This window comes from Bacteroides sp. AM16-13, from assembly GCF_003602705.1.
GTDB lineage: Bacteria > Bacteroidota > Bacteroidia > Bacteroidales > Bacteroidaceae > Bacteroides > Bacteroides xylanisolvens.
On record NZ_QTLK01000006.1, the window covers coordinates 228,838 to 252,620 of the forward strand.

General features: G+C 42.9%; 19 protein-coding genes and 1 pseudogene. 7 read left to right on the top strand and 13 right to left on the bottom strand.

Translation table 11 applies throughout. The features are described from left to right. Nucleotides 1–111 precede the first annotated feature (111 nt). Nucleotides 112–1,161 (top strand): L,D-transpeptidase, encoded by a 1,050-nt coding sequence (locus tag DW173_RS06840; protein ID WP_120067371.1) that lies wholly within the window; start codon nt 112–114, stop codon nt 1,159–1,161. Nucleotides 1,162–1,571: 410 nt separating this feature from the next. Here DW173_RS06840 and DW173_RS06845 read toward each other — a convergent pair whose 3' ends face one another. The 3 genes and pseudogenes from DW173_RS06845 to DW173_RS23930 form a co-directional block, all read right to left on the bottom strand. Beyond that, nucleotides 1,572–2,279 carry a DUF5039 family protein gene (locus tag DW173_RS06845; protein WP_120144123.1) on the bottom strand — a complete coding sequence of 236 codons (708 nt, stop codon included), beginning with the start codon at nt 2,277–2,279 and terminating at the stop codon, nt 1,572–1,574. A 59-nt stretch (nt 2,280–2,338) separates the two neighbouring features. Beyond that, nucleotides 2,339–2,886: pseudogene (locus DW173_RS06850) on the bottom strand (NUDIX hydrolase). 70 nt (nt 2,887–2,956) lie between these two features. Beyond that, nucleotides 2,957–3,130: a hypothetical protein gene (locus DW173_RS23930; RefSeq protein WP_199722823.1), complete on the bottom strand. Its 174-nt coding sequence runs from the start codon at nt 3,128–3,130 to the stop codon at nt 2,957–2,959. Between the two features lie 147 nt (nt 3,131–3,277). Between DW173_RS23930 and DW173_RS06855 the strand changes: the two genes are divergently transcribed. The 4 genes from DW173_RS06855 to hydF are packed head-to-tail and all read left to right on the top strand — an operon-like array spanning nt 3,278 to nt 8,480. Beyond that, nucleotides 3,278–4,747, top strand: coding sequence for a 4Fe-4S dicluster domain-containing protein (locus tag DW173_RS06855; protein WP_087322714.1), 1,470 nt, complete (start codon nt 3,278–3,280; stop codon nt 4,745–4,747). Beyond that, the gene (hydE, locus tag DW173_RS06860) at nt 4,728–5,804 is read left to right on the top strand and encodes a [FeFe] hydrogenase H-cluster radical SAM maturase HydE (RefSeq protein ID WP_087322718.1); all 1,077 of its coding nucleotides are present in this window, start codon (nt 4,728–4,730) and stop codon (nt 5,802–5,804) included. Before DW173_RS06855 ends, hydE begins: the two co-directional genes overlap by 20 nt. A gap of 52 nt (nt 5,805–5,856) precedes the next feature. Then, nucleotides 5,857–7,278 carry a [FeFe] hydrogenase H-cluster radical SAM maturase HydG gene (hydG, locus tag DW173_RS06865; RefSeq protein WP_074705312.1) on the top strand — a complete coding sequence of 474 codons (1,422 nt, stop codon included), beginning with the start codon at nt 5,857–5,859 and terminating at the stop codon, nt 7,276–7,278. A gap of 11 nt (nt 7,279–7,289) precedes the next feature. Further along, nucleotides 7,290–8,480 (top strand): [FeFe] hydrogenase H-cluster maturation GTPase HydF, encoded by a 1,191-nt coding sequence (hydF, locus tag DW173_RS06870; protein ID WP_118408797.1) that lies wholly within the window; start codon nt 7,290–7,292, stop codon nt 8,478–8,480. Between the two features lie 141 nt (nt 8,481–8,621). Here the strand turns inward: hydF and hisS are convergent, their stop codons facing one another. From hisS to DW173_RS06910, 8 genes are all read right to left on the bottom strand, one after another. After that, nucleotides 8,622–9,986, bottom strand: coding sequence for a histidine--tRNA ligase (gene hisS / locus DW173_RS06875; protein WP_120144125.1), 1,365 nt, complete (start codon nt 9,984–9,986; stop codon nt 8,622–8,624). Between the two features lie 240 nt (nt 9,987–10,226). Further along, complete coding sequence (locus DW173_RS06880) at nt 10,227–10,907, bottom strand: zinc metallopeptidase (protein WP_004301089.1); 681 nt, start codon at nt 10,905–10,907, stop codon at nt 10,227–10,229. A gap of 120 nt (nt 10,908–11,027) precedes the next feature. Continuing rightward, the gene (locus DW173_RS06885; protein WP_118408793.1) at nt 11,028–12,326 is read right to left on the bottom strand and encodes an alpha-L-fucosidase; all 1,299 of its coding nucleotides are present in this window, start codon (nt 12,324–12,326) and stop codon (nt 11,028–11,030) included. 109 nt (nt 12,327–12,435) lie between these two features. Beyond that, on the bottom strand, nt 12,436–13,707 hold the full coding sequence (locus DW173_RS06890) for an adenylosuccinate synthase (protein WP_004301093.1): 1,272 nt from the start codon (nt 13,705–13,707) through the stop codon (nt 12,436–12,438). Then, complete coding sequence (locus DW173_RS06895) at nt 13,704–14,192, bottom strand: Fur family transcriptional regulator (protein ID WP_008025868.1); 489 nt, start codon at nt 14,190–14,192, stop codon at nt 13,704–13,706. Before DW173_RS06895 ends, DW173_RS06890 begins: the two co-directional genes overlap by 4 nt. 256 nt (nt 14,193–14,448) lie before the next feature. Next, on the bottom strand, nt 14,449–15,114 hold the full coding sequence (locus DW173_RS06900) for a DNA alkylation repair protein (protein WP_049703437.1): 666 nt from the start codon (nt 15,112–15,114) through the stop codon (nt 14,449–14,451). 6 nt (nt 15,115–15,120) lie between these two features. Beyond that, a complete protein-coding gene (locus DW173_RS06905) occupies nt 15,121–17,169 on the bottom strand; it encodes a dipeptidyl-peptidase 3 family protein (protein WP_074705300.1) in 2,049 nt (682 codons plus the stop codon). 95 nt (nt 17,170–17,264) lie between these two features. Beyond that, nucleotides 17,265–17,729, bottom strand: coding sequence for a helix-turn-helix domain-containing protein (locus DW173_RS06910; RefSeq protein ID WP_004301101.1), 465 nt, complete (start codon nt 17,727–17,729; stop codon nt 17,265–17,267). 270 nt (nt 17,730–17,999) lie between these two features. Between DW173_RS06910 and recQ the strand changes: the two genes are divergently transcribed. Beyond that, the gene (recQ, locus tag DW173_RS06915) at nt 18,000–19,808 is read left to right on the top strand and encodes a DNA helicase RecQ (RefSeq protein ID WP_008025863.1); all 1,809 of its coding nucleotides are present in this window, start codon (nt 18,000–18,002) and stop codon (nt 19,806–19,808) included. Between the two features lie 206 nt (nt 19,809–20,014). On the opposite strand, the gene DW173_RS06920 is transcribed toward recQ, so the two are convergent. Next, nucleotides 20,015–20,833 (bottom strand): tetratricopeptide repeat protein, encoded by an 819-nt coding sequence (locus DW173_RS06920; protein WP_009039275.1) that lies wholly within the window; start codon nt 20,831–20,833, stop codon nt 20,015–20,017. Nucleotides 20,834–20,860: 27 nt separating this feature from the next. Continuing rightward, complete coding sequence (gene cysK, locus DW173_RS06925) at nt 20,861–21,811, bottom strand: cysteine synthase A (protein WP_009039274.1); 951 nt, start codon at nt 21,809–21,811, stop codon at nt 20,861–20,863. 131 nt (nt 21,812–21,942) lie between these two features. Between cysK and DW173_RS06930 the strand changes: the two genes are divergently transcribed. Continuing rightward, nucleotides 21,943–23,778 carry an LTA synthase family protein gene (locus tag DW173_RS06930; protein WP_008025860.1) on the top strand — a complete coding sequence of 612 codons (1,836 nt, stop codon included), beginning with the start codon at nt 21,943–21,945 and terminating at the stop codon, nt 23,776–23,778. Nucleotides 23,779–23,783: the final 5 nt, after the last annotated feature.

A 23,783-nucleotide genomic window follows, 5' to 3' on the forward strand; every position in this document is an offset into this window, starting at 1 on the left:
ATGACTGACAACTTGCACTGTATGGCAAAAAAGTATATTTGTCACCTACTTTTTAAACAAAACAAAAGGATTATTCCTTATAATGATGTATATTCGTAAACGAACCATCAAATGCACTGTATAAATAATATGAATAGAATAGCATCCGGCCTCATCATTGCCTCTTGCGTCTTCTACTCCTGCACTTCGCGTACAGGGGAGATTTCTCCTGTACATGAACAACAACAGACAGATTCGCTGTCGCAAGATACAATAACTCAACCCGAGGTTAAACCTGTTGAAAAGAAACTCACAGCAGAGCAAATACAAATCACCAAAGATTTATTGTATGACCAATATACATTGGAGGACACCTATCCTTATAAAGACACTACCCGGCAGTTTCAATGGGACAAAATCAAAGAACGGCTGGCTTTGCTTGAAAATATACAATTGCAGCCTTCCACTTGGGCAATTCTCCAAAATTACAAAAATAGGAATGGAGAAGCACCGCTTGTGAAGAATTTCAAAAGAAACGCTTACGGACGGGTGGCGGATACTCTCGGCATAGAACGTTACCAATCCGTTCCGCTTTATTTGTTGACCGACACATTAGTGCCCGAACGCTACGGCCAGGATGGAGAACTAACCCGTTTTATCGAAGATGGGGAAAAATTCATAAAAGCAGAACCAATGTTTACCGGAGATGAATGGATGATTCCTAAAAAGTATGTCAAAGTAATCGGAGATACGATTGTTTTTAACAAAGCTGTTTTCGTAGACCGCCACAATCAGAATATCGCTGCTCTCGAACGTAGCGGAGAAGGGCAATGGATGGTTCGCAGCATGAATCCTTCCACTACGGGACGCCACCTGCCGCCGTATGCACAGGAAACTCCTTTAGGAATGTTTGTATTACAGGAAAAGAAAGCGAAGATGGTATTTCTAAAAGACGGTTCGAAAGAGACAGGAGGTTATGCTCCTTATGCGAGTCGTTTCACGGATGGAGCCTATATTCACGGAGTACCGGTCAATGCTCCCCGCAAGACACAGATAGAATATAGTCCGTCGTTAGGAACGACACCGCGTTCGCACATGTGCGTACGAAATGCAACTTCCCATGCCAAATTCATTTATGATTGGGCGCCTGTAAATGAAACTATTATTTTTGTATTGGAATAAACGTTGAACAAACATACACCACTATTCCCGAATCGCTACTACCTATCGTCCAAAGTATAACTAGAAAAGTTCTTTTCTATAAGGTGAGAACTTGCTTTTCTCTTGGGGAAAAGTTACTTTCCCCTTACCTCAAACTATAACCGCAAGTTCCGGTTATAAAACTGAAAGCTTCAGTTATGTAATCAAAACTTCCAGTTATATAATCAGAACCTTCGGTTATAGTTTACCTTATGCCCTAAACTAGTTTTCTCCCTATGCAAAAGAAGTTTGCATAGGAGGGGAAAGAACTTTTCTATACGTACTTGAGGGGAAAGATAAAGAGGTCTGAACTTTTCAGTCCAGACCTCCCAGTATAGAAAAGGATTTCTCCATCCCGTATTACCTTAATCAATTATGTGTGAAACTCTCTTTTATTTATCTTCAGTCTTACCCAACCCATACCTTGCTCTTGTTATATTCTGAACAAGTTCTCTCTGCACACTTTCCAATGCGTTTATTTCTTTCTGCAACAACTCCAAAGCAGAACCTTTCTGCAATAAATAAGACTGTTCAGCATATTTTATATAAGAAGTCGGAATCTCCTGCTTCTTTTCTTTATAATGGGCAATCACATACCGCAAAGCTTCCGCCCGATATTTGCTGATCGCTTTCCGTTCGGCATAATACAAATCTTTATAAGGATTTTCTTCACTTCTCAATTTCTTCCAGAATGCAGAAAAAGCAGTCGATACAGCATCCTTCTCCTCCTTGGTTACTGCTTCTTTCTGCTTCTTTGTCAGATCCTTATATTCCTTATATGTATTTAGAAACTTATCCAATTCATCTTTACTGGCTTTATGCGCCAGTCGGTAAGTTTCCAAAGAAGCAGGCCGTTCATATTCGACAACTGTTTGTAGATAAGGCAAGTCGTTCCAGCTTATATATTTATTGTTTGCTTCACAATAATCTGCATAAGCCGCCGCAAGCTGCCAACTATATTCTTTTGTCTTTTGATTCAAATCCTCATTGATAGCGGACAAGTTCTTTTCCATCTCTTGCAAGTCCTGCGCTGACACCGTTTGCATACTTCCCCATCCGGAGAGAACCAAACAAAGAATACTCCATAATATAGTTTTCATAATTAGATAATTTAAATTTTCTCCAAAGTTATTATTTCTCTACAGAATTCCAAACGATATTACAGATTTGCTATATATTTCCACAATGGAGCAGCATTCAGCGCTTGCATAATTTCGTTCTTATCAAGCAGGCTTCTCACCTCTTCCAATGTAAGCAGATGTACACTAATATCTTCAGTAGCTTCCAGATGCTGATGGTCTATCAGTTCCACGTCTGTAGCAAGAAAGCAATAAGTCAGATTGGTATGAGTGCTCGGATTAGCGGAAATCACCATATATTCCTGCCAGTTTCCTTTTCCGTAGCCTGTTTCCTCCCACAATTCACGTTGGGCGGACACTAACGGTGAAGCGTCTCCTTCTCACAGACACCGGCACAAAGTTCATAACAAGTTCGTTCAATTCCCGGACGGTACTGGCGGACAAAAACAAATTTACCATCTTTTGTAATGGCAATCGTATTTACCCAGTCGGGATACTCAAGAATATAATATTCGGGGATATGGTTACCGTTGGGAAGCAACATATCTTCGCAACGCACAGTCAGCCACGGACGGCGAAATAGATATTTACTACTCACCGTTTTCCAGGCTCTATTCTTTTCTTCCATAAGGTCTGTTTTTTCTTCCGGCAAAAATACAAATTTCCCCCGGGTTATCCTACCTTTCGGTTGCTTGTTTTTATTCGTCTGTGTCGATACAAATGATCTCTATCCCTTGTATCTGCTCCAGATATTTTTTGGTAGAGCTTACCAAAGAACTTCCCATGTAGAATAAAAACAGCAGGCTGATAATAACCATCAATGCGCCAATCATGGCAAAACGACTACGTTGCTCGAAAATACTGCTATTCATAACTCTGCCTCCTCTTAGTTTTTTTGTCCACCACAAAGATAACACGCGAGGGCTACAAAAAAGTTACAAGAATGTTTCAAAAAACTTAAATATTGAAATTCTGTTCGTATCTTTGCACCAACTAACTAACAACCTCTTTATTACAATATGGCATTTACGAATAATATTATGATTGTCCGGCATAAATTGCTGGCAGACCTCGTTAAACTCTGGAAAAACGACGAATTAGTGGAAAAGATAGACCGGCTCCCGATTGAGTTGAGTCCACGAAAATCAAAACCCCTAGGACGGTGTTGCGTACATAAAGAACGCGCAGTGTGGAGGTACAAGACTTTTCCTCTGATGGGACTGGATATGACAGACGAACACGACGAAGTTACCCCGCTTTCTGAATATGCGCGATTGGCATTGAGCCGCCCCGAACCGGACAAGGAAAATATTATGTGCGTCATCGACGAGGCCTGTTCTTCCTGTGTACAGATCAATTATGAAATAACCAACCTTTGTCGCGGATGCGTGGCACGTAGCTGTTACATGAACTGCCCCAAAGATGCGATACGTTTCAAGAAAAACGGTCAGGCAATGATTGACCATGACACATGTGTCAGTTGCGGTATTTGTCACAAGAGTTGTCCTTATCACGCTATTGTATATATTCCCGTGCCTTGTGAAGAGGCTTGCCCGGTAAAAGCTATCAGCAAAGATGAACACGGCATAGAACACATTGATGAAAGCAAGTGTATCTACTGCGGAAAATGCATGAATGCTTGTCCGTTCGGTGCTATCTTCGAAATCTCGCAAACATTCGATGTATTGCAACGCATCCGTAAAGGAGAAAAGATGGTTGCCATCGTTGCTCCGTCTATTCTGGGACAGTTTAAGACTTCTATCGGACAGGTGTACGGTGCTTTCAAAGAAATAGGATTTACAGATGTGATCGAAGTGGCTGAAGGTGCTATGGCAACCACCAGCAATGAAGCACACGAGTTACTGGAGAAATTGGAAGAGGGACAGAAGTTTATGACTACTTCCTGTTGCCCTTCTTATATCGAACTGGTTGAGAAACATATTCCGGATATGAAACCTTACGTTTCTACCACCGGATCACCGATGTACTACGCCGCACGGATTGCCAAAGAGAAGCATCCGGATGCTAAGGTTGTGTTTGTCGGTCCTTGTGTGGCTAAACGCAAAGAAGTACGTCGTGACGAAGCAGTGGATTATATTCTGACGTTTGAAGAAATCGGTTCGATTCTCGACGGACTGGGTATTGAACTGGAACAGGTACAGGAGTTCTCTGTATTACATACGTCTGTTCGCGAAGCACATGGATTTGCACAGGCAGGTGGTGTGATGGGAGCTGTCAAAGCTTATCTGAAAGAAGAAGCGGATAAAATCAATGCAATACAAGTGTCGGACATCAATAAAAAGAATATCGCTCTGTTGCGTGCTTGCGCCAAGACAGGAAAGGCTGTGGGACAGTTTATTGAAGTGATGGCGTGTGAGGGTGGATGCATCACCGGGCCAAGTACGCATAATGATATTGTTTCGGGACGTCGCCAATTGGCACAAGAGCTGCTCAAACGAAAAGAGAGCTATGAAACAATGGATCGATAAACTACGGCAGGAAAGAACACTTAGCCCGGAAGAGCTCCGGCAACTGTTGACCGGATGTGACGCAGAAACCCTGCGTTACATCAATAAACAGGCGCAGGAAGTCGCTCTCCGCCACTTCGGAAATAAGATTTATATCCGTGGACTGATTGAAGTCAGCAATTGCTGCCGGAACAACTGTTATTACTGTGGTATCCGAAAAGGAAATCCCAATATCGAACGTTACCGGTTGAGCCTGGAAAGTATACTGGACTGTTGCCGGCAAGGATATAAATTAGGTTTCCGCACTTTCGTGTTGCAAGGAGGAGAAGATCCCGCACTGACAGACGATCGGATAGAAATGACTGTTGCCCGTATCAGGCAGAATTATCCGGATTGTGCCATTACACTGTCGCTCGGAGAAAAATCGCGTGATGCATACGAACGTTTCTTCCGTGCCGGAGCCAACCGTTATCTGTTACGTCACGAAACATATAATGAGTCGCATTACCGGCAACTGCATCCGGCAGAAATGTCTGGCAAACAGCGCCTACAATGTTTAGCGGATTTGAAAGACATCGGCTATCAGACAGGAACCGGAATTATGGTCGGCAGCCCAGGGCAAACAGTAGAACATATCATCGAGGATATCTTGTTCATTGAAAAGCTACAGCCGGAAATGATCGGCATCGGTCCTTTCCTACCCCATCATGATACGCCTTTTGCCCAATATCCCAGCGGAACGGTGGAACGGACGATTCTTCTATTATCTATCTTCCGTTTGATGCATCCATCCGCATTGATTCCGGCAACAACGGCTCTCGCCACTCTTATCCCTGATGGTAGGGAGCGGGGTATATTGGCAGGTGCAAATGTGGTTATGCCCAACCTGTCTCCCCGGGAGGAACGGAGAAAATATGAATTATACAATGACAAAGCTTCACTCGGAGCAGAATCCGCCGAAGGACTGGCTACCTTACAAAAGCAGTTGAATTCCATCGGTTATGAGATATCTACCGAAAGAGGCGACTTTAAGTGCACCACAGATTACACGGATTCACACAGATTTATTTCGAATTAAATTTTAATCTGTGTGAATCCGTGTAATCTGTGGTGAAAAAACAAAGAATATTATGATATACCAAAAAGATTCATCCAAAGCAGAAGAGTTTATCCATCACGAAGAAATTTTGGATACGCTGGAATATGCACAGAACAATAAGGATAATCGTGTCCTGATTGAACAACTGATTGAAAAGGCAGCGTTGTGCAAGGGACTGACACACCGGGAAGCGGCCATTCTGCTGGAGTGTAACCAACCTGACCTGATAGAACGTATCTTTCATCTCGCTAAAGAAATCAAACAGAAGTTTTACGGCAACCGTATCGTCATGTTCGCACCGCTTTATTTATCTAATCATTGCGTAAACGGTTGCGTATATTGTCCGTATCATGCCAAAAACAAGACTATTGCACGCAAGAAACTGACACAGGAAGAAATCCGCCGGGAGGTAATTGCTTTGCAGGATATGGGACATAAGCGACTGGCTCTTGAAGCCGGTGAGCATCCGTCACTGAACCCGATAGAATATATTCTGGAATCTATTCAGACGATTTATAGTATCAAGCATAAAAATGGAGCTATCCGCCGGGTAAACGTAAATATCGCAGCCACTACAGTAGAAAATTATCGCCGATTGAAAGAAGCGGGTATCGGCACGTATATCTTATTCCAAGAGACTTATCACAAAGATAACTACGAAGCTCTCCATCCCACCGGACCTAAAAGCAATTACGCTTATCACACCGAAGCGATGGACCGCGCGATGGAAGGAGGAATCGATGATGTAGGCATTGGCGTCCTTTTCGGTTTGAATACTTATCGGTATGATTTTATCGGATTATTAATGCATGCCGAACATTTGGAAGCCAAATTCGGTGTAGGGCCGCATACAATCAGTGTGCCGCGCATCTGTTCGGCAGATGACATCGATGCGGAAGATTTCCCGAACGCTATTTCGGATGAGATATTCAGCAAGATTGTAGCTGTTATCCGAATTGCCGTTCCTTATACGGGAATGATTATTTCTACACGTGAATCGCAAGAATCACGCAAGAAAGTGCTCGAATTGGGTATTTCACAAATCAGTGGCGGTTCACGTACCAGTGTAGGCGGATATGCTGAAACGGAATTACCCGATCATAATTCTGCCCAATTTGATGTGAGCGACACCCGGACATTAGACGAAGTGGTCAACTGGTTGCTCGAACTCGGATATATCCCCAGCTTCTGTACAGCCTGTTACCGGGAAGGACGGACGGGAGACCGTTTCATGTCATTAGTGAAATCCGGTCAGATAGCAAACTGTTGCGGACCGAATGCCCTGATGACTCTGAAAGAGTATCTGGAAGATTATGCTTCAGAAGATACGCGACAGAAAGGATTGGAACTGGTTCTAAAAGAAACGGAACGAATCCCCAATCCCAAAATCAGGGAAATAGCTATCCGGAATCTCAAAGCAATAGCTGCAGGACAAAGAGACTTTAGATTTTAAATAATACGTTTATGAGCTTAACAGATACTCCAAATGCCAACAGACTTCATATCGCCCTTTTCGGTAGACGGAATAGTGGTAAGTCTTCTCTTATCAATGCGTTGACAGGACAGGACATCGCGCTCGTTTCAAATACTCCCGGAACGACTACCGACCTTGTGTCTAAAGCAATGGAGATTCAAGGTATTGGTCCTTGTCTTTTTATAGATACTCCGGGATTCGATGACGAAGGAGAGCTTGGAGAACTGCGTATCAGCCGGACTTTAAAGGCTATTGAAAAAACGGATATTGCATTGTTATTATGTGAAGACACTACCTTTTTTCATGAAAAAGAGATACTGGCGCTATTGAAAGAGAAGAATATCCCTGTCATTCCGGTATTGAATAAAATAGATATACGAGAGAATAGCGATCATTTAGCTACATATATCGAGGAACAATGTAAAATACACCCCTTGCTTATCAGTGCCAAAGAAAAGATAGGAATCGAACTGATCCGGCAAGCCATCCTCGAAAAATTACCTTCGGACTTCGGTCAACAAAGTATCACCGGGAAACTTGTTGCGGAGAATGACCTTGTACTTTTAGTAATGCCGCAGGATATCCAAGCTCCCAAAGGCAGACTGATCTTACCGCAAGTGCAGACTATCCGTGAATTGCTGGATAAAAAATGCCTCGTAATGAATTGCACCACTGATAAGTTTTCTGCAACCCTGCAAGCCCTTGCCCGTCCTCCGAAGTTAATCATCACCGATTCACAAGTTTTCAAAGCGATTTATGAACAGAAACCAAAGGAAAGTGAACTGACTTCTTTCTCGGTGCTTTTCGCAGGTTATAAGGGTGATATTCACTATTATGTAGAAAGTGCAGCTGTCATCGAAAGACTGACGGAATCGTCACGTGTACTGATAGCGGAAGCTTGTACGCACGCTCCCCTTTCAGAAGATATAGGAAGAGTGAAACTTCCTCGTTTGTTACGGAAACGGATTGGAGAGAATCTGCAAATTGATATGGTAGCAGGAACCGACTTTCCACAAGATCTGACTCCTTACTCTTTAGTTATCCATTGCGGAGCATGTATGTTTAACCGTAAATACGTACTTAGTCGCATCGAACGTGCGCGGGAGCAGCACATTCCTATGACGAACTATGGAGTAGCAATTGCTTTCCTCAATGGAATACTAGATCAAATAAAATACTAAAAAAGAAATCTTCTCTTTTTTATTTTGAAGCGAACCCCAAAAGTTCTTTATCTAACTTTTGGGGTTCACTTCATTTTTATGTTAAGACGACCTCTTTATATTAACTAATTATGATGACATACTTAGTTCTAATATCTCCGCTTATTTCTTCACAATAGCAATCAGTTCGTCTGCTGAAACAAGGTTCTGTTCTCCAGTCTCCATATTCTTCAACATCACTTTGCCTTCGTTCATTTCATTCTCACCGACAATAGCTACAAACGGAATATTCTTCGCATTGGCATAACTCATTTGTTTCTTCATCTTGGCTGCATCCGGGAAGATCTCGGCACGAATATTGGCAGCACGTACCTTAGCCAAAATTCCCATTGAGTATGCAGCTTCCTTTTCACCGAAGTTGATAAACAGAAGTTCTGTTCCGTTTACAGCTTCTTTCGGGTAAAGTTCGAGCTGGTTCAGGACATCAAAGATACGGTCTGCACCAAAAGAGATACCCACTCCGGACACTCCTGCCATACCGAATACTCCGGTCAGATTATCATAACGACCACCACCAGTGATACTGCCAATCTGTACATCCAGTGCTTTCACTTCAAAGATAGCTCCTGTATAATAGTTCAGTCCGCGAGCTAAAGTAAGATCAAGCTCTATTTCATTCTTCAAGCCCATTGTTTCCAATGTATTCAGAATAAATTCACTCTCTTCCACTCCCTTCAGCCCTACTTCACTGACTGATAACACATTCTTCAATGTTGCCAATTTCTCCGCATTCGTACCACTAAGAAGGATGATCGGCTGCAACTTGGCAATAGCCTCATCACTGATTCCCTTCTCTTTCAGTTCGGCATTTACATTATCCAGACCAATTTTATCCAGTTTGTCAATTGCCACGGTAATATCTACAATCTTATCCGATTCGCCTATAATTTCAGCAATACCGGAAAGAATCTTGCGGTTGTTAATCTTAATACATACACGAATATTGAAACGACTAAAAACGGTATCGACAATCTGCATCAATTCCACTTCGTTCAATAACGAATCGCTTCCTACAACATCGGCATCACATTGATAAAATTCGCGATAACGTCCTTTCTGCGGGCGGTCGGCACGCCATACCGGTTGAATCTGATAGCGTTTGAACGGGAAAGTGATCTCATCACGATGCATCACTACATAACGGGCAAAAGGCACTGTCAAGTCGTAACGCAAACCTTTCTCACAGAATTTGCTTGCCAGTTTGGCAGCATTACGGCTTAACAATTCTTCGTCAGTAATCCCGGAGAAGTAATCTCCAGAGTTCTGAATCTTAAAGAGTAGTTTATCTCCCTCATCGCCGTACTTTCCCATCAATGTAGAAAGCATCTCCATCGAAGGAGTCTCTATCTGCTGGAATCCATACAAATGATATACGTCACGAATCGTATTGAATATATAATTACGCTTCGCCATTTCTACCGGCGAAAAGTCACGAGTTCCTTTAGGAATACTTGGTTTTGCTGCCATAATATTACTGTTTATAATTTTAATTGCGCAAATTTACTGCAAATTTCCGAGCAATACTTACATATATTTGAAAAAATCACCCGTATTGTGTCCATCCCCTATCAATATCGTAAAGAAACACTCAAGTAAGACCCTAAACAATACAAAAAATCCTCCATAGTCTTCGGAAAGACTGCGGAGAATCTTTTTATATTCTATGGAGAGAAGTTAATAAACGTACTTTTCTCCCTTTTTCATTTCTTAGTCTCTTCTACCCATGAAGATCATGATGTAGTATACCAATGTAGCCAGTGAGCCTAATGCAGCAACTACATACGTATAAGCAGCAGAACGAAGAGCATCTTCAGCCTGTGCATGATTGTACGAATTAGTAATGCCGGATGAACTCAACCAGACCAACGCACGTTTACTTGCATTGATTTCCACCGGCAGCGTGATAAAGCTGAACAATGTAGTCATAGCAAACAGGATAATACCTGCCAGCAATAACTGCGGGAAAGAGTTTATCAACAAGATACCACCCAACAATACCCACGTCATAATGGAAGAGGCAAAGTTTACCACCGGAACCAGCGCACTACGCATTTTCAACGGAGCATACATGCGTGCATGTTGTACAGCGTGTCCACATTCATGGGCTGCTACGGCAGCTGCCATTATACTGTTACTTTCATACACCCCTTCACTCAAATTCACCGTTTTGTTAGTAGGATTGTAGTGGTCGGTCAACCGTCCCGGCGTATGTGTAACCTGTACGTCATAAATTCCATTGTCATGCAACATTTTTAAAGCAACGTCGCGTCCTGTCATTCCATTTCCTGTAGGAATCTTAGAGTACTTCTTGAATTTGTTTTGCAAATTCATCTGTACCAACCAACTTACAACAGCGATTCCTATAAATAATACCCAATAAGACATCATATACTTTTCAATTTTAATTATTACTCTATATCTTTATAAACAAATTGTTTGCCAAAAATAAGGGGAAACGTTCAATGTCAGAATAGTTTCCCCTTGCTTTTATGAAGAATTAGCTAAAAATTAGTCAATTGTCAGTTCTACCACATAGTCAATATCTTTCGGAACCTCGGCGAATTCGAGCAAAACACCGGCTTTCGTCTTTGTGAAACGAACCGGAGACTGGTCTTTAAACAAGACTGCCTTCTTGACCTTCTTATCTGACAACGGCAGGAACAAAGCCGCATCTTTCAGGTCGAGAATATGCACATAGAGTTTATTTCCTTTTTGTGTTGTCACTCCCCAATCATGTGGAGCAACTGCACCGCTTCGTGTTCCATAAATCGTTTCACCATATTGTTTCATCCACTCTCCCATCTCTGCCAAGCGTTGTACAGCTACCGCAGGAAGTTCCCCATCGGGTTGAGGGCCGATATTCATCAAAAGATTGACATTCTTACCGGCTGCCTTCACCAGATAGTGAATCAATGTCTTTGTTGATTTATAATTCTGATCGGTAATCTTATATCCCCACATACCATTCATTGTTTCACAAGTTTCCAACGGCAGACGACTCACCTCCTGTCCGGAAAGTCCCGAAACATTCTCACCCGGCAGATCGCGTTCGAAAATCTGAATATCTTCTCCATCAAAAGGCGTCTGATGATGATTATTACCCACCAGACACCCCGGTTGGAGTTTGTGAATCAGAGCATACTGTTCCGGTAATTCCCAGTTAAAAGTTTTGGGCTGATCCCACCATCCGTCAAACCAAATAGCCCCTATCGGACCGTAATTCGTCAGCAATTCTGTCAACTGGTTATTCATGAATTGATAATAACTTTTCCAATCTCCTTTCGAGTTCGAGCGACCTGTGCCCTGTCCTGTACGTCCCCAGGGATAGTCCTCACGCGCCCAGTCAAGATGTGAATAATAAAAATGGAGCTTGATGCCCTGCTTGGCACAGGCTGCTGCCAACTCTTTCACAATATCTCTTTTAAAAGGAGTAGCTTTGACTACGTTATAATCCGAATACTTAGTGTCAAACATAGAAAAACCTTCATGATGACGGGTAGTGAAACAGATATATTTAGCTCCTGAAGCTTTGATAGCTGCCACCCATTTGTCCGCATCAAACTTGGAAGGATAAAATCCGCCTGCCAGTTTGGCATACTCTTTATAATTCAGATTATTGTTTGTCATAGTCCACTCACCGGTAGCGAGCATAGCGTATAGCCCCCAATGAAGAAAAATACCAAACTTATTGTCCTGAAATTCCTGCCGTGCTTTCAAATTCTCTTCGGTAGGCTGATAGGAAGATTGCGCAAATACTCCCAAGTTCATTACGAACAACAAAAGGAAAGTTATAAAACGTGTTTTCATAAGGCATACATTATTTTTGTGTGTTTAGGATAGACTATACAAAGGATTGAACAAGAAAGGCGGAGTTTTTCTTCAATCTCCGCCTTTCCTCCATATAATAAATCAATTGTTATTCTTCAGTATAACGTTCGATGGTCTGTGCTCTGTCCGGTCCTACAGATACAATCTTGATTTCTACACCAAGCTGTTCTTCCAGGAAAGTCAGGTAAGCATTGAATTCTTCCGGGAATTCATCTTCGCTCTGCATCTTGGTCATATCTGTCTGCCAGCCCGGAAGCTCTGCATATACAGGTTCTACGCCTTCTGTGATGTCATACGGGAAGTAGTCGATCTCTTCACCGTTCACTTTGTAAGCAACGCACGCTTTGATTGTTTCGAAAGTATCGAGTACATCGCTCTTCATCATAATCAATTTGGTAACTCCGTTTATCATAACGGAATACTTCAACGCTACCAGGTCGATCCATCCGCAACGACGTTTACGACCGGTTACAGAACCGAATTCATGTCCCAACGTACACATCTTGTCGCCTGTTTCGTCAAACAGTTCTGATGGGAACGGACCTGCTCCTACACGAGTACAGTATGCCTTGAAGATACCATATACTTCACCGATACGGTTAGGTGCCACTCCAAGTCCGGTGCAGGCTCCCGCACATACGGTATTGGAAGAAGTCACAAACGGATATGAACCGAAATCAATATCAAGCATAGTACCCTGCGCTCCTTCACAAAGCACGCTCTTACCATCCTTCAACAGGTTATTCACTTCATGTTCGCTATCTACGAAATGGAATTGTTTCAGATATTCGATACCTTCCAACCATGCTTTTTCCAGTTCAGTAAGATCGTATTCATAATTCAAGCTCTTCAGAATTTGTTCGTGACGAGCTTTCGCAGCAGCATACTTCTGGTCGAAGTTATGAAGAATATCACCTACACGAACACCGTTACGGCTCACTTTATCCGTGTAAGTAGGGCCGATACCCTTGCCGGTAGTTCCTACTTTAGCATCGCCTTTGGCTGCTTCGTATGCAGCATCCAGAATACGGTGTGTCGGAAGAATAAGATGAGCTTTCTTTGAAATGTGCAAACGTTCTTTCAGCGGATGACCCGATGCTTCAAGTGCTTCTGCCTCTGCTTTAAACAATGCCGGATCAAGTACCACACCGTTACCGATGATGTTTACCTTGTTTCCTTGAAAAATACCGGAAGGAATAGAGCGAAGCACATATTTCTGTCCTTCAAACTCAAGCGTGTGACCGGCATTCGGGCCGCCCTGAAAACGAGCAACCACATCATACTTAGGTGTTAAAACGTCGACTACTTTTCCTTTACCTTCGTCGCCCCATTGTAATCCTAATAGAACATCTACTTTCATTTTTCTTTTTTATTGTTGTTATTTACTTTTTTCCGTTTGTTAGCTCTGTCGCACTTACTACATACTCCATATATATATAAGGAGTAATGCGAAAGCTGGAAGCGGCTCAATTTCGTATTTTCAATGGCTTGCTGCAGTTCCTCGTTCTGAAACTCGGTCACTTTACCACATTGAGTACATATCTGATGATGATGTGTCTCGCGATTATATGATTTTTCGTATTGGGAGGAAGTACCGAACTGATGCTTAATGACCAGCCGTGCATTGATAAGAAGAATAATGGTGTTGTAGAGAGTTGCCCGGCTCACCCGGAAATTCTCCTGGTCCATCATCCGTGAATAAAGCATGTCAATATCGAAATGACCGTCGATAGAATAAATAGTATCGAGTATGGCGTAGCGTTCAGGAGTCTTTCGATGCCCGTTCGCCGTGAGATATTCCGTGAATATCTGCCTTACTGTATCTTTCACGTTTTGAGTTTCCATCATCAGCCAAAATTAGCGCGAACAAAGTTAAGCCTTTTTTGCGGAAAGCAAATGATAAAGAGAAGTTTTTTTAGTTCATCACAGAGTTAGACAGTTTTTTTATAAATTAAATGGAGGCTATCATTCGTTTTGTAGATTGGCTTATATAATAAACGAATAACAAGACGGTTTATTTTTTAGACGCGTCATCCGTGTTATCCGCGTCTAAAAAATTAAACCGTTATTTAATAAAAGGACTTACTCCATGAAAATAAGATTAGTCTACAGCAAGCTCCTCTTTCACCATATTGTAGAGCATCTGCTCTCCTTCCAAGGTAGAATCAGCCATACCTTCCACCAGGCGGCATACTTGAAAAGCATGTTCCTCACTATGCTGCATATATTTGCGGATAACCAGCAAAGCTGCGTTACGAATATGATAGCTGTCGGAATGTACCGCACAAATCGCCTGGTCGAGCAATTCGCCGGAGGCACGTTCGGTCATATCCCCTTTCTTCATCAGAAGACGGGCGGCAGTCAGGAAACCACAAGTCTGCACATACTCCTGTTCGTCGGCAATCCAGTGAAAGGATTTGGCCGGAGCATACGGTAAATGCTGGAAGAGATTCATACAAGTCAGTTCTGCTATTTCGATATTCCGGATGCTTTCCACCCAAATATCGGCTATCTCGGGATAAAACGTTTCGATCGGCTGAAGCATTCCCGCCAGAATCTTACACTCGCGAATTTCCTCTTTCCATAAAGCCTGCGCCAGGTCATGATTCTTTTCGTAACCTTCGGCAATCATCTTGATACGAGGCAGTTCCACTCCGAAATTGAGTTTATAAACCAGCCCTTTCTCGCGCATACTTTGGGACACAGCCCCGTTCATAGAGAGACGGAGCTGTGTCTTGATATCTTTCAATTGTTCTTTAATATCCATTTCAGATCAGTTGTTTATGGAAGGCAGCGGAGAATAATCAGTGCTGTAACGCAACATTTGTTCTACATAACCTTCATCATAAGAAACTGTGACATCCGTAACGTTTCCGTTTTCATCTGTCACCAGTTCGTATTTCGGATTCACAAAACCTTTATAAGGAGCCAGATTCAACTTCTTATAACGTTCCAGAACTTCTGCATGTAAAGCCGGATCTACTTTTACGGCATAGTTTTCTACCAATGAACGGGCACCTTCAAAGTCGCCTGTCGATTTGATTCGCTGAATTTCAGCCAACAATTCGCCGAAAAGCTCGCGCACTTTCTGATAGTCATTGATAACCACATAAGTCTTTCCGTCTTTCTTCACCAATTCCACCACTTTATCGGCAGCCCCCTTCTCAAATACCCAACGGGCTATCAACTGGCGGTTACGCATGTGAGCTTCTTCCACAGTATTTCCCGGTTCGATACGTACCAACTGCGTCATCAGACCGTTCATCAGATAAGTATAATATTGAGCTTTATAAGCATCGGGAGAAGAGAGAAGTCCCAGTTCCACCAGCTTGGGGTCAGCCACATAATACAATCCGAACAAATCGGCACGCGCCTCTTCGATGGTAGAGCCGTATGCTTTCAAAGCATCAGGATCTACACCCGGAAGTAACTTACCGGAACCGTGTCCCAAACATTCGTGCAAGTCCGTATGCAGCTCATCCGTTAAATCAGAATACGCATCGATCAGTTGTATTTCCGCATCGCTATAAACAAATTCTTCGTTGAATCCGTTTCCGTGAGCGGCTTTATTATAAGCATCTGTTATATTTCCGATTGTCACCGATTTAGAACCGTGGTGAGCACGAATCCAGTTTGCATTCGGCAGATTGATACCGATAGCCGTTGCCGGGTAAAGATCACCTGCAAGGATAGCGGCAGTAATCACTTTAGCCGATACCCCTTTTACCTTTTCTTTCTTGAAAGATTTATCTACGGGAGAATGATCTTCAAACCACTGCGCATTGCTACTGATTATTTCTGTGCGGTGCGTTGATTCCAAATCTTTGAAATTCACTAAAGACTCCCAGCTCGCTTTCATACCCAACGGGTCACCGTAACTTTCAGTAAATCCATTCACAAAGTCGATTCGTGAATCAAGGTCTTTCACCCAAAGAATGGCATATTCATCGAAATCTTTCAGATTGCCTGTTTCATAGAATTGAATCAGTTTGGTGATGACGGCCTTTTGTGCCTCATTCTCCGCTACACCTTCCGCTTTCTTCAGCCAATAAACAATCTTTTCTATTGCCTGTGTATAGAGTCCGCCTACTTTCCAAACTTTCTCCTCCAACTTTCCGTTTTCTTTGACCAGCCGACTGTTCAGCCCGTAAGAAACCGGTGTTTCGTCTTTCGGGTCTTTCAGGGCGCTATAAAAACTCTCTGCCTCTTTCTGCGTCACTCCGTCATAATAGTTACAAGCAGAAGTCAACACAAGATCTTCGCCATCTGCCTGGTTTACCCGTTTCGGCATAACAGTCGGATCGAAAATCACCGGAAACAGTTCGGCACAAAGTTGTTCGGCAGTCTGTCCTTTCGCCAACGGCAGCAACTTGGCATCTATACCGAGTACAGCCTGTTTCAAGAACTCCTGCGAGAAGTTGGGCACGAATTTCTCCGTACCATAGTGATGATGAATACCATTGGAGAACCATACCCTTTTCAGATACACCTCCATATTTTTAAAATCAGGCGTTGTTTTATCTCCCTGATAGTTTGTATATACTGCTTCGAGCATCCGACGGATTCTCAAATTATATTTTCCATTCTGATCAAACAGAATATCCCTTCCTTCCAGAGCAGCCTCTGTCAGGTAATAAATCAGTTCCTTCTGTTTCAGCGTCAGTTCCTCAAATCCGGGAACTTTATAACGCAATATCTGTAAATCAGCAAATTGTTCCACTGTATAATCAAATTTGTCTGCTTCAGCAGTTGTTGTTTTACTTCCTCCGCACGATGTTAAAAGCGTAGCGGCCACTGTCATTAAAATCAGATGTTTTTTCATAATGCTAGCATTGATTAATTAAAATGAGAAAAGGAATTATCTCCAAAATCTTTCATTTAGAGGTAATTCCTTTTGACTAATTTCGGAACGCGCAATTATTTCTTATTTTCGAGATGTTTTTTGCGATATCCATTAGGAGTCTCACCTACGTTTTTGTAAAATGCAGCGTAAAAAGATTGACGATTTGCAAAGCCAACCATGGCACTAATTTCTTCCACATTTTTGTCGGCATAACGTTTGTCAGTCAATAAATGCAAAGCATCTTTTACTCTGTATTCATTCAACAGGCAAGAATAGTTCATGCCAAAGCGTGAGTTTACTACTGCAGAAAGGTAACGAGTATTCGTCTTCAATTCTTTCGCCAAGTCCTTAGCTGAATAGTCAGGATCCTTGTACTTCTTCTGTACAACGATGATATTCAGGATCTTGTCATACAACTCGTCTGCCAATTCCGGTCTAATCAAAGACCTGTATGCAGCCTTCTTTTCTTTCTTTTCCCTCAAATTGTAGGGACGTTTTTTCGGAGTTTCTTCCGTTTTTTTGTTCTCTAAATCGCTCATTGAATTAACTGGTTAGGGTTTGTTCATTTGTTAATAATTGCTCATTTGCAACGTAACATGTTACAAATGTCTTACTTTTTTTTTAAACACACAATTATTTTGTGCATTTTTTTTCTAAATAAACAATCAAAAACCTTGAAAAAGAAGGAATGAGTCCGAATAATAAGAAACTTTAACTTATTTATAATTCATATCAGAAACAGAAATCTACACATGATGAAAAATTGCCAAAGAAAAATGTACCTTTGCAGCATGGATAAATCAGCATCAATGAGAGAGACTTTAAAGACATATTTCGGGTACGATAATTTCCGTCCTCTGCAAGAAGAAATCATCCGACACATCCTGAACAAACAGGATGCATTGGTATTAATGCCCACTGGTGGGGGGAAATCAATCTGTTACCAACTTCCCGCACTGCTTTGCGAAGGTACTGCCGTTGTCGTTTCTCCCCTCATCTCATTGATGAAAGATCAGGTAGAAGCATTGCTGGCAAACGGCATCGCTGCCGGAGCGCTGAACAGCAGTAATGACGAAACAGAAAACGCTAATCTGCGCCGCGCATGCATTGAAGGTCGCCTGAAGCTGCTTTACATTTCACCGGAAAAACTTTTAGCTGAAAAGGACTATTTGTTGCGGGATATGAACATCTCTCTGTTTGCTATTGATGAAGCTCATTGTATTTCGCAATGGGGACATGATTTCCGTCCGGAATACACACAAATGGGAGTGCTCCACCAACAATTTCCGCAAATACCAATTGTCGCACTAACTGCCACCGCGGATAAAATCACGCGTGAAGACATCGTACGGCAATTGCATCTGAACCATCCGCGTACCTTCATTTCCTCGTTCGACCGTCCCAACATCAGCCTGACTGTGAAACGTGGATTTCAAGCGAAGGAAAAGAACAAGGCTATCTTAGAATTTATCCACCGCCACGGGGAAGAAAGCGGGATTATTTACTGCATGAGTCGAAGTAAGACGGAAACCGTCGCACAGATGTTACAGAAGCAGGGTATCCGCTGCGGTGTTTATCACGCCGGGTTATCCACTCAACACCGGGACGAAACACAGAATGATTTTATTAACGACCGCATACAAGTGGTATGTGCCACCATTGCTTTTGGAATGGGGATTGATAAATCAAATGTCCGCTGGGTGATACATTATAACCTGCCTAAAAGTATAGAAAGCTTTTATCAGGAAATAGGACGTGCCGGACGTGACGGGCTTCCCAGCAATACTGTCCTGTTTTATTCATTAGGCGACTTAATATTACTAACTAAATTCGCTTCGGAAAGTAATCAGCAAAATATCAATCTGGAAAAGCTCCAACGTATGCAGCAATACGCAGAGGCCGATATTTGCCGACGAAGAATCTTATTAAGCTACTTCGGAGAAACAACAACAGAGGATTGCGGTAACTGCGATGTTTGTAAAAATCCCCCTCAACGATTCGACGGTACAGTCATCGTGCAAAAAGCATTAAGTGCCATCGCACGCACAGAACAACAAATCAGCACAGGAGTGTTGATTGATATTCTTCGTGGAAACTATTCTGCGGAAGTAACCGGAAAAGGGTATCAGGAACTTAAAACGTTCGGTGCCGGACGCGACATTCCTCCTCGTGACTGGCAAGACTATCTGCTTCAAATGCTGCAACTCGGCTACTTTGAAATAGCTTATAATGAGAATAATCATCTCAAAATAACGTCAAGCGGAAGTGATGTTCTCTTCGGAAGGACACAAGCGGCATTGGTAGTTATCCAGCATGAGGAAGCAGTTACCCGAAAAGGAAAAAAGAAAAAAGTGGTTATCGCCAAAGAACTCCCCTTCGGCGCGGCAGGCGGCGAAAGCCAAGATTTGTTCGAAGCATTGCGAGGATTAAGAAAACAACTTGCCGATCAGGAAGCTTTGCCCGCCTATATCGTCTTGTCAGACAAAGTGTTGCATCTGCTTTGCATCTCACGTCCCACCACCATCGAAGAGTTTGGAGAAATCAGTGGTATCGGCGAACACAAGAAAAAGAAATATGGAAAGGATTTCGTAAATCTGATTAGACAGTTCGTAGAATAAAAGAAATTCTTGAATAGTATATATTAACGAGTCACCTGACTAATGATTATTCGTTCCACTAGGGTTATCTTTCCGTTCCACAGTTGTTTCCCTTTAGTTCCACATAGGTAGAACTAAAGGGAAACAACTGTGGAACGAACTAATGTCCATAGCAAAAGGCGCTCACTTATGTAAACCGGAAAGATATAGTTGGCTTATTAATAACTTCACTTGCATTGCCGCAATTGCTCGTGCAAATCAGCCGGAGGCACTCCCAATGAAATAGCTTTTTCAAAGTCAGCTTTTGCCAGTCCTTTCTTCTTCTGTGCCAGGTAGATATTTCCACGCAACAGATAAGCATCAGCCGAGGCAGCATCCAACCGGATGGCTTCCTCCAAATCGACCAATGCCAAATCTTCATGTTTCATCTCACGTTCCACATCGGCACGGGCAATATAGAGCGTCGCATCTTCAGGAGTGGCCGCAAGCATCTTATTCAATATCTCAAGAGCTTCCCGGAATTTTCCTTCTTTCTGCTCCAAAGTAGCCAGTCCCAGCCGTCCGCTATAGCTCTGCGGATCGAGTTCCAATAAACGATTATAATCTATTCTCGCAGCCGGATAATCGCGGCGGAGCACATAAATATAAGCACGCATCAACAGAGCTTCTTTGTTCTGTTTGTCCTCGTCCAACACCTGGCAATAATCCGTATAAGCACGGTCTGTTTTTCCCATTTCCATATAAATGGCGGCACGGTCGAGCAAAATAGGGACTGCCAAAGGAGCAAAGTTCAGTGCAAAAGAATAAGATTCCAATGCTTTATCAAACTCGCCCAAACGACGCTGAACCAATCCCAAGTTAGAAAAAAGCAGTGCATTCTTTGCGTTTTTCGGTTCCAACTTCAAAGCCTGAAGCAAAAGTTCCTCTGCCTGGGGAAGACTGTCTTTTTCGATACACTCAATGGCTCTCTCGGACAATTGCTGATAGGTTTGCGCAAAGGTAACAGCCGGAAAACAAAAAAGCAAAACTATAATTATTCTTACCATGGTTCAGGTCTTTTTATAGTGAATGAATTAATCCAATGGATATGCGTCAAAAGCAAACAGTTCGGTCGACAAATAACGCTCTCCCGTATCAGGTAACAACGCTACTATTTTTTTGTTCTTAAATTCCGGACGTTGTGACAGTTGACGGGCGGCATACACAGCTGCTCCCGAAGAAATACCCGCCAACAGACCTTCTGTTGCCGCTAACTCACGTCCTGCACGAATCGCGTCATCATCTGGCACGCCTATTACTTCATCCACCACCGAAGCATCATAAAGCTTCGGGATAAAATTCGCTCCAATACCTTGAATACGATGCGAAGCCGCCTCTCCGCCTGCCAACACAGGAGATGATGCCGGTTCCACAGCAACAATATAAATATTCGGATTATGTTTCTTCAAAGCACGGGCTACCCCGCAGACTGTTCCTCCGGTACCAACTCCGGCTACAAAAACGGCCACTTCACCATCTGTATCCCTCCAAATTTCTTCACCCGTTGCCCGTTCATGAACAGCAGCATTGGCCGGATTCTCAAATTGTTGCAAAATCACCGAACCGGGGATACTATCACGCAACTCCTGCGCTTTGGCAATGGAAGCTGCCATCCCTCCCAGCCCATCTGTCAATACAATCTGCGCACCCAACGCTTTCAACAGATTCCGCCGTTCCAGACTCATCGTTTCGGGCATGGTCAATATTAGGTGATACCCTTTAATAGTAGCCACCATTGCCAACCCTACACCTGTATTTCCGCTTGTCGGCTCAATAATCGTTGCACCGGGTTTCAATGCTCCACGAGCTTCCGCATCTTCAATCATCGAAAGAGCGACTCTGTCTTTTACACTTCCCGCCGGATTAAAAGCCTCCAGTTTGGCAATAATATTTTGTTCCAGACCATACTTTCCACTATAACCGGAAAGTTCCATCAAAGGGGTATTCCCCACTAAATCTGTTAGTTTCTTTGCAATCTTTGCCATCTTATTACTTCATTTTTGTCACAGACACGACAAAGATATGGAAAAAAAGGTATGTTTTACATCACATCATGAGAAAGATAAGGAAAAGTATAGTAACTTTGTATCCGTTCAATCTTTTTAAGTTTACATATATGAAAAAGAGAATTATACAATTTCTCACGACCTATTTTTTATTTGTTCTTTTATTCGTTCTTCAGAAACCAATCTTCATGGTTTACTACCATGACTTATATACTAATGTATCTTTGGGTGACTATTTCCGCGTCATGTGGCACGGATTACCACTGGATTTATCTCTTGCGGGCTACCTGACCGCTATCCCCGGAATCCTGCTCATTGCTTCCGCCTGGACAAATTCATCCATACTCCGCCGCATCCGGCAAGGATATTTCGGAGTAATAGCCTTTGTCATGGCCTGCATTTTTATCATCGACCTGGGATTGTATGGCTTTTGGGGATTCCGTCTGGACGCCACTCCTATTTTCTATTTTTTCTCTTCTCCCAAAGATGCCATGGCAAGTGTCAGTTTTTGGTTCGTACTACTTGGAATTCTGGCTATATTGATCTATGCAGCAATTCTATACTGTATTTTCTATTGTGTCCTTATCCGGGAGAAAAAGCCTCTGAAAATACCTTATCGACGCCAGAATGTATCGCTTGCACTGCTTTTGCTGACAGCGGCACTCTTCATCCCTATCCGGGGCGGATTCAGCGTATCCACCATGAATTTAAGCAAGGTGTATTTCAGTCAGGACCAACGCATGAATCATGCAGCCATTAATCCGGCATTCAGCTTCATGTATTCTGCCACCCATCAGAATAATTTCGATAAGCAGTATCGCTTCATGGACCCGAAAATAGCCGACGAATTATTTGCAGAGATGGTAGACAAACCCGTCGCAGTAACCGACAGCATCCCCCAATTATTGAATACACAACGCCCGAACATTATTTTCATTATCCTTGAGAGTTTCTCCACACACTTGATGGAAACTTTCGGAGGACAACCCAATGTGGCTGTCAACATGGATAAATTCGCAAAAGAAGGCGTATTATTCAGCAACTTCTACGGCAGCAGTTTCCGCACAGACCGCGGACTGGCATCTATCATCAGCGGATATCCCGGACAGCCGAGCACCAGCATCATGAAATATCCCGAAAAGACGGACAAACTTCCTTCCATCCCCCGTAGCTTGAAAAATGCAGGATACAGCCTCGAATATTACTATGGAGGAGATGCCGATTTCACCAATATGCGCTCTTACCTGGTATCTTCCGGTATCGAGAAGATTATTTCCGATAAAGATTTCCCTCTGTCCGAACGTACCGGAAAATGGGGAGCACAAGATCACGTTTTGTTCCAGCGCCTGATGAAAGACCTGAAAGAAGAAAAACAAGAAGAGCCATTCCTGAAACTGGTTCAGACATCAAGCAGCCACGAACCATTCGAAGTTCCGTTCCACAGGCTGGATGATAAAGTCCTCAACTCCTTTGCGTATGCCGACAGTTGTGTGGGAGATTTCGTGAAACAGTATCAGGAAACACCGTTATGGAAAAACACACTGTTTGTACTCGTTCCCGATCATCAGGGTGCATACCCATACCCGATAGAAAATCCGCTGGACGGACAAACCATTCCGCTGATTTTAATCGGAGGTGCAATTAAACAACCTCTGGTAGTAGATACCTATGCTTCGCAAATTGACATTGCCGCCACTTTGCTCGCTCAATTAGGATTACCGCACGATGAATTTACTTTCAGCAAGAATATCCTGAATCCGGGCTCTCCTCATTTCGCATACTTTACCCGGCCGGATTATTTCGGAATGATTACTGCGGACAACCAATTGGTATACAATCTGGACGCCAACACCGTGCAACTGGACGAAGGCACCGCCAAAGGAGCTAACCTGGAAAAAGGAAAAGCGTTCTTACAGAAGCTCTACGATGATCTTGCCAAACGCTAATCATT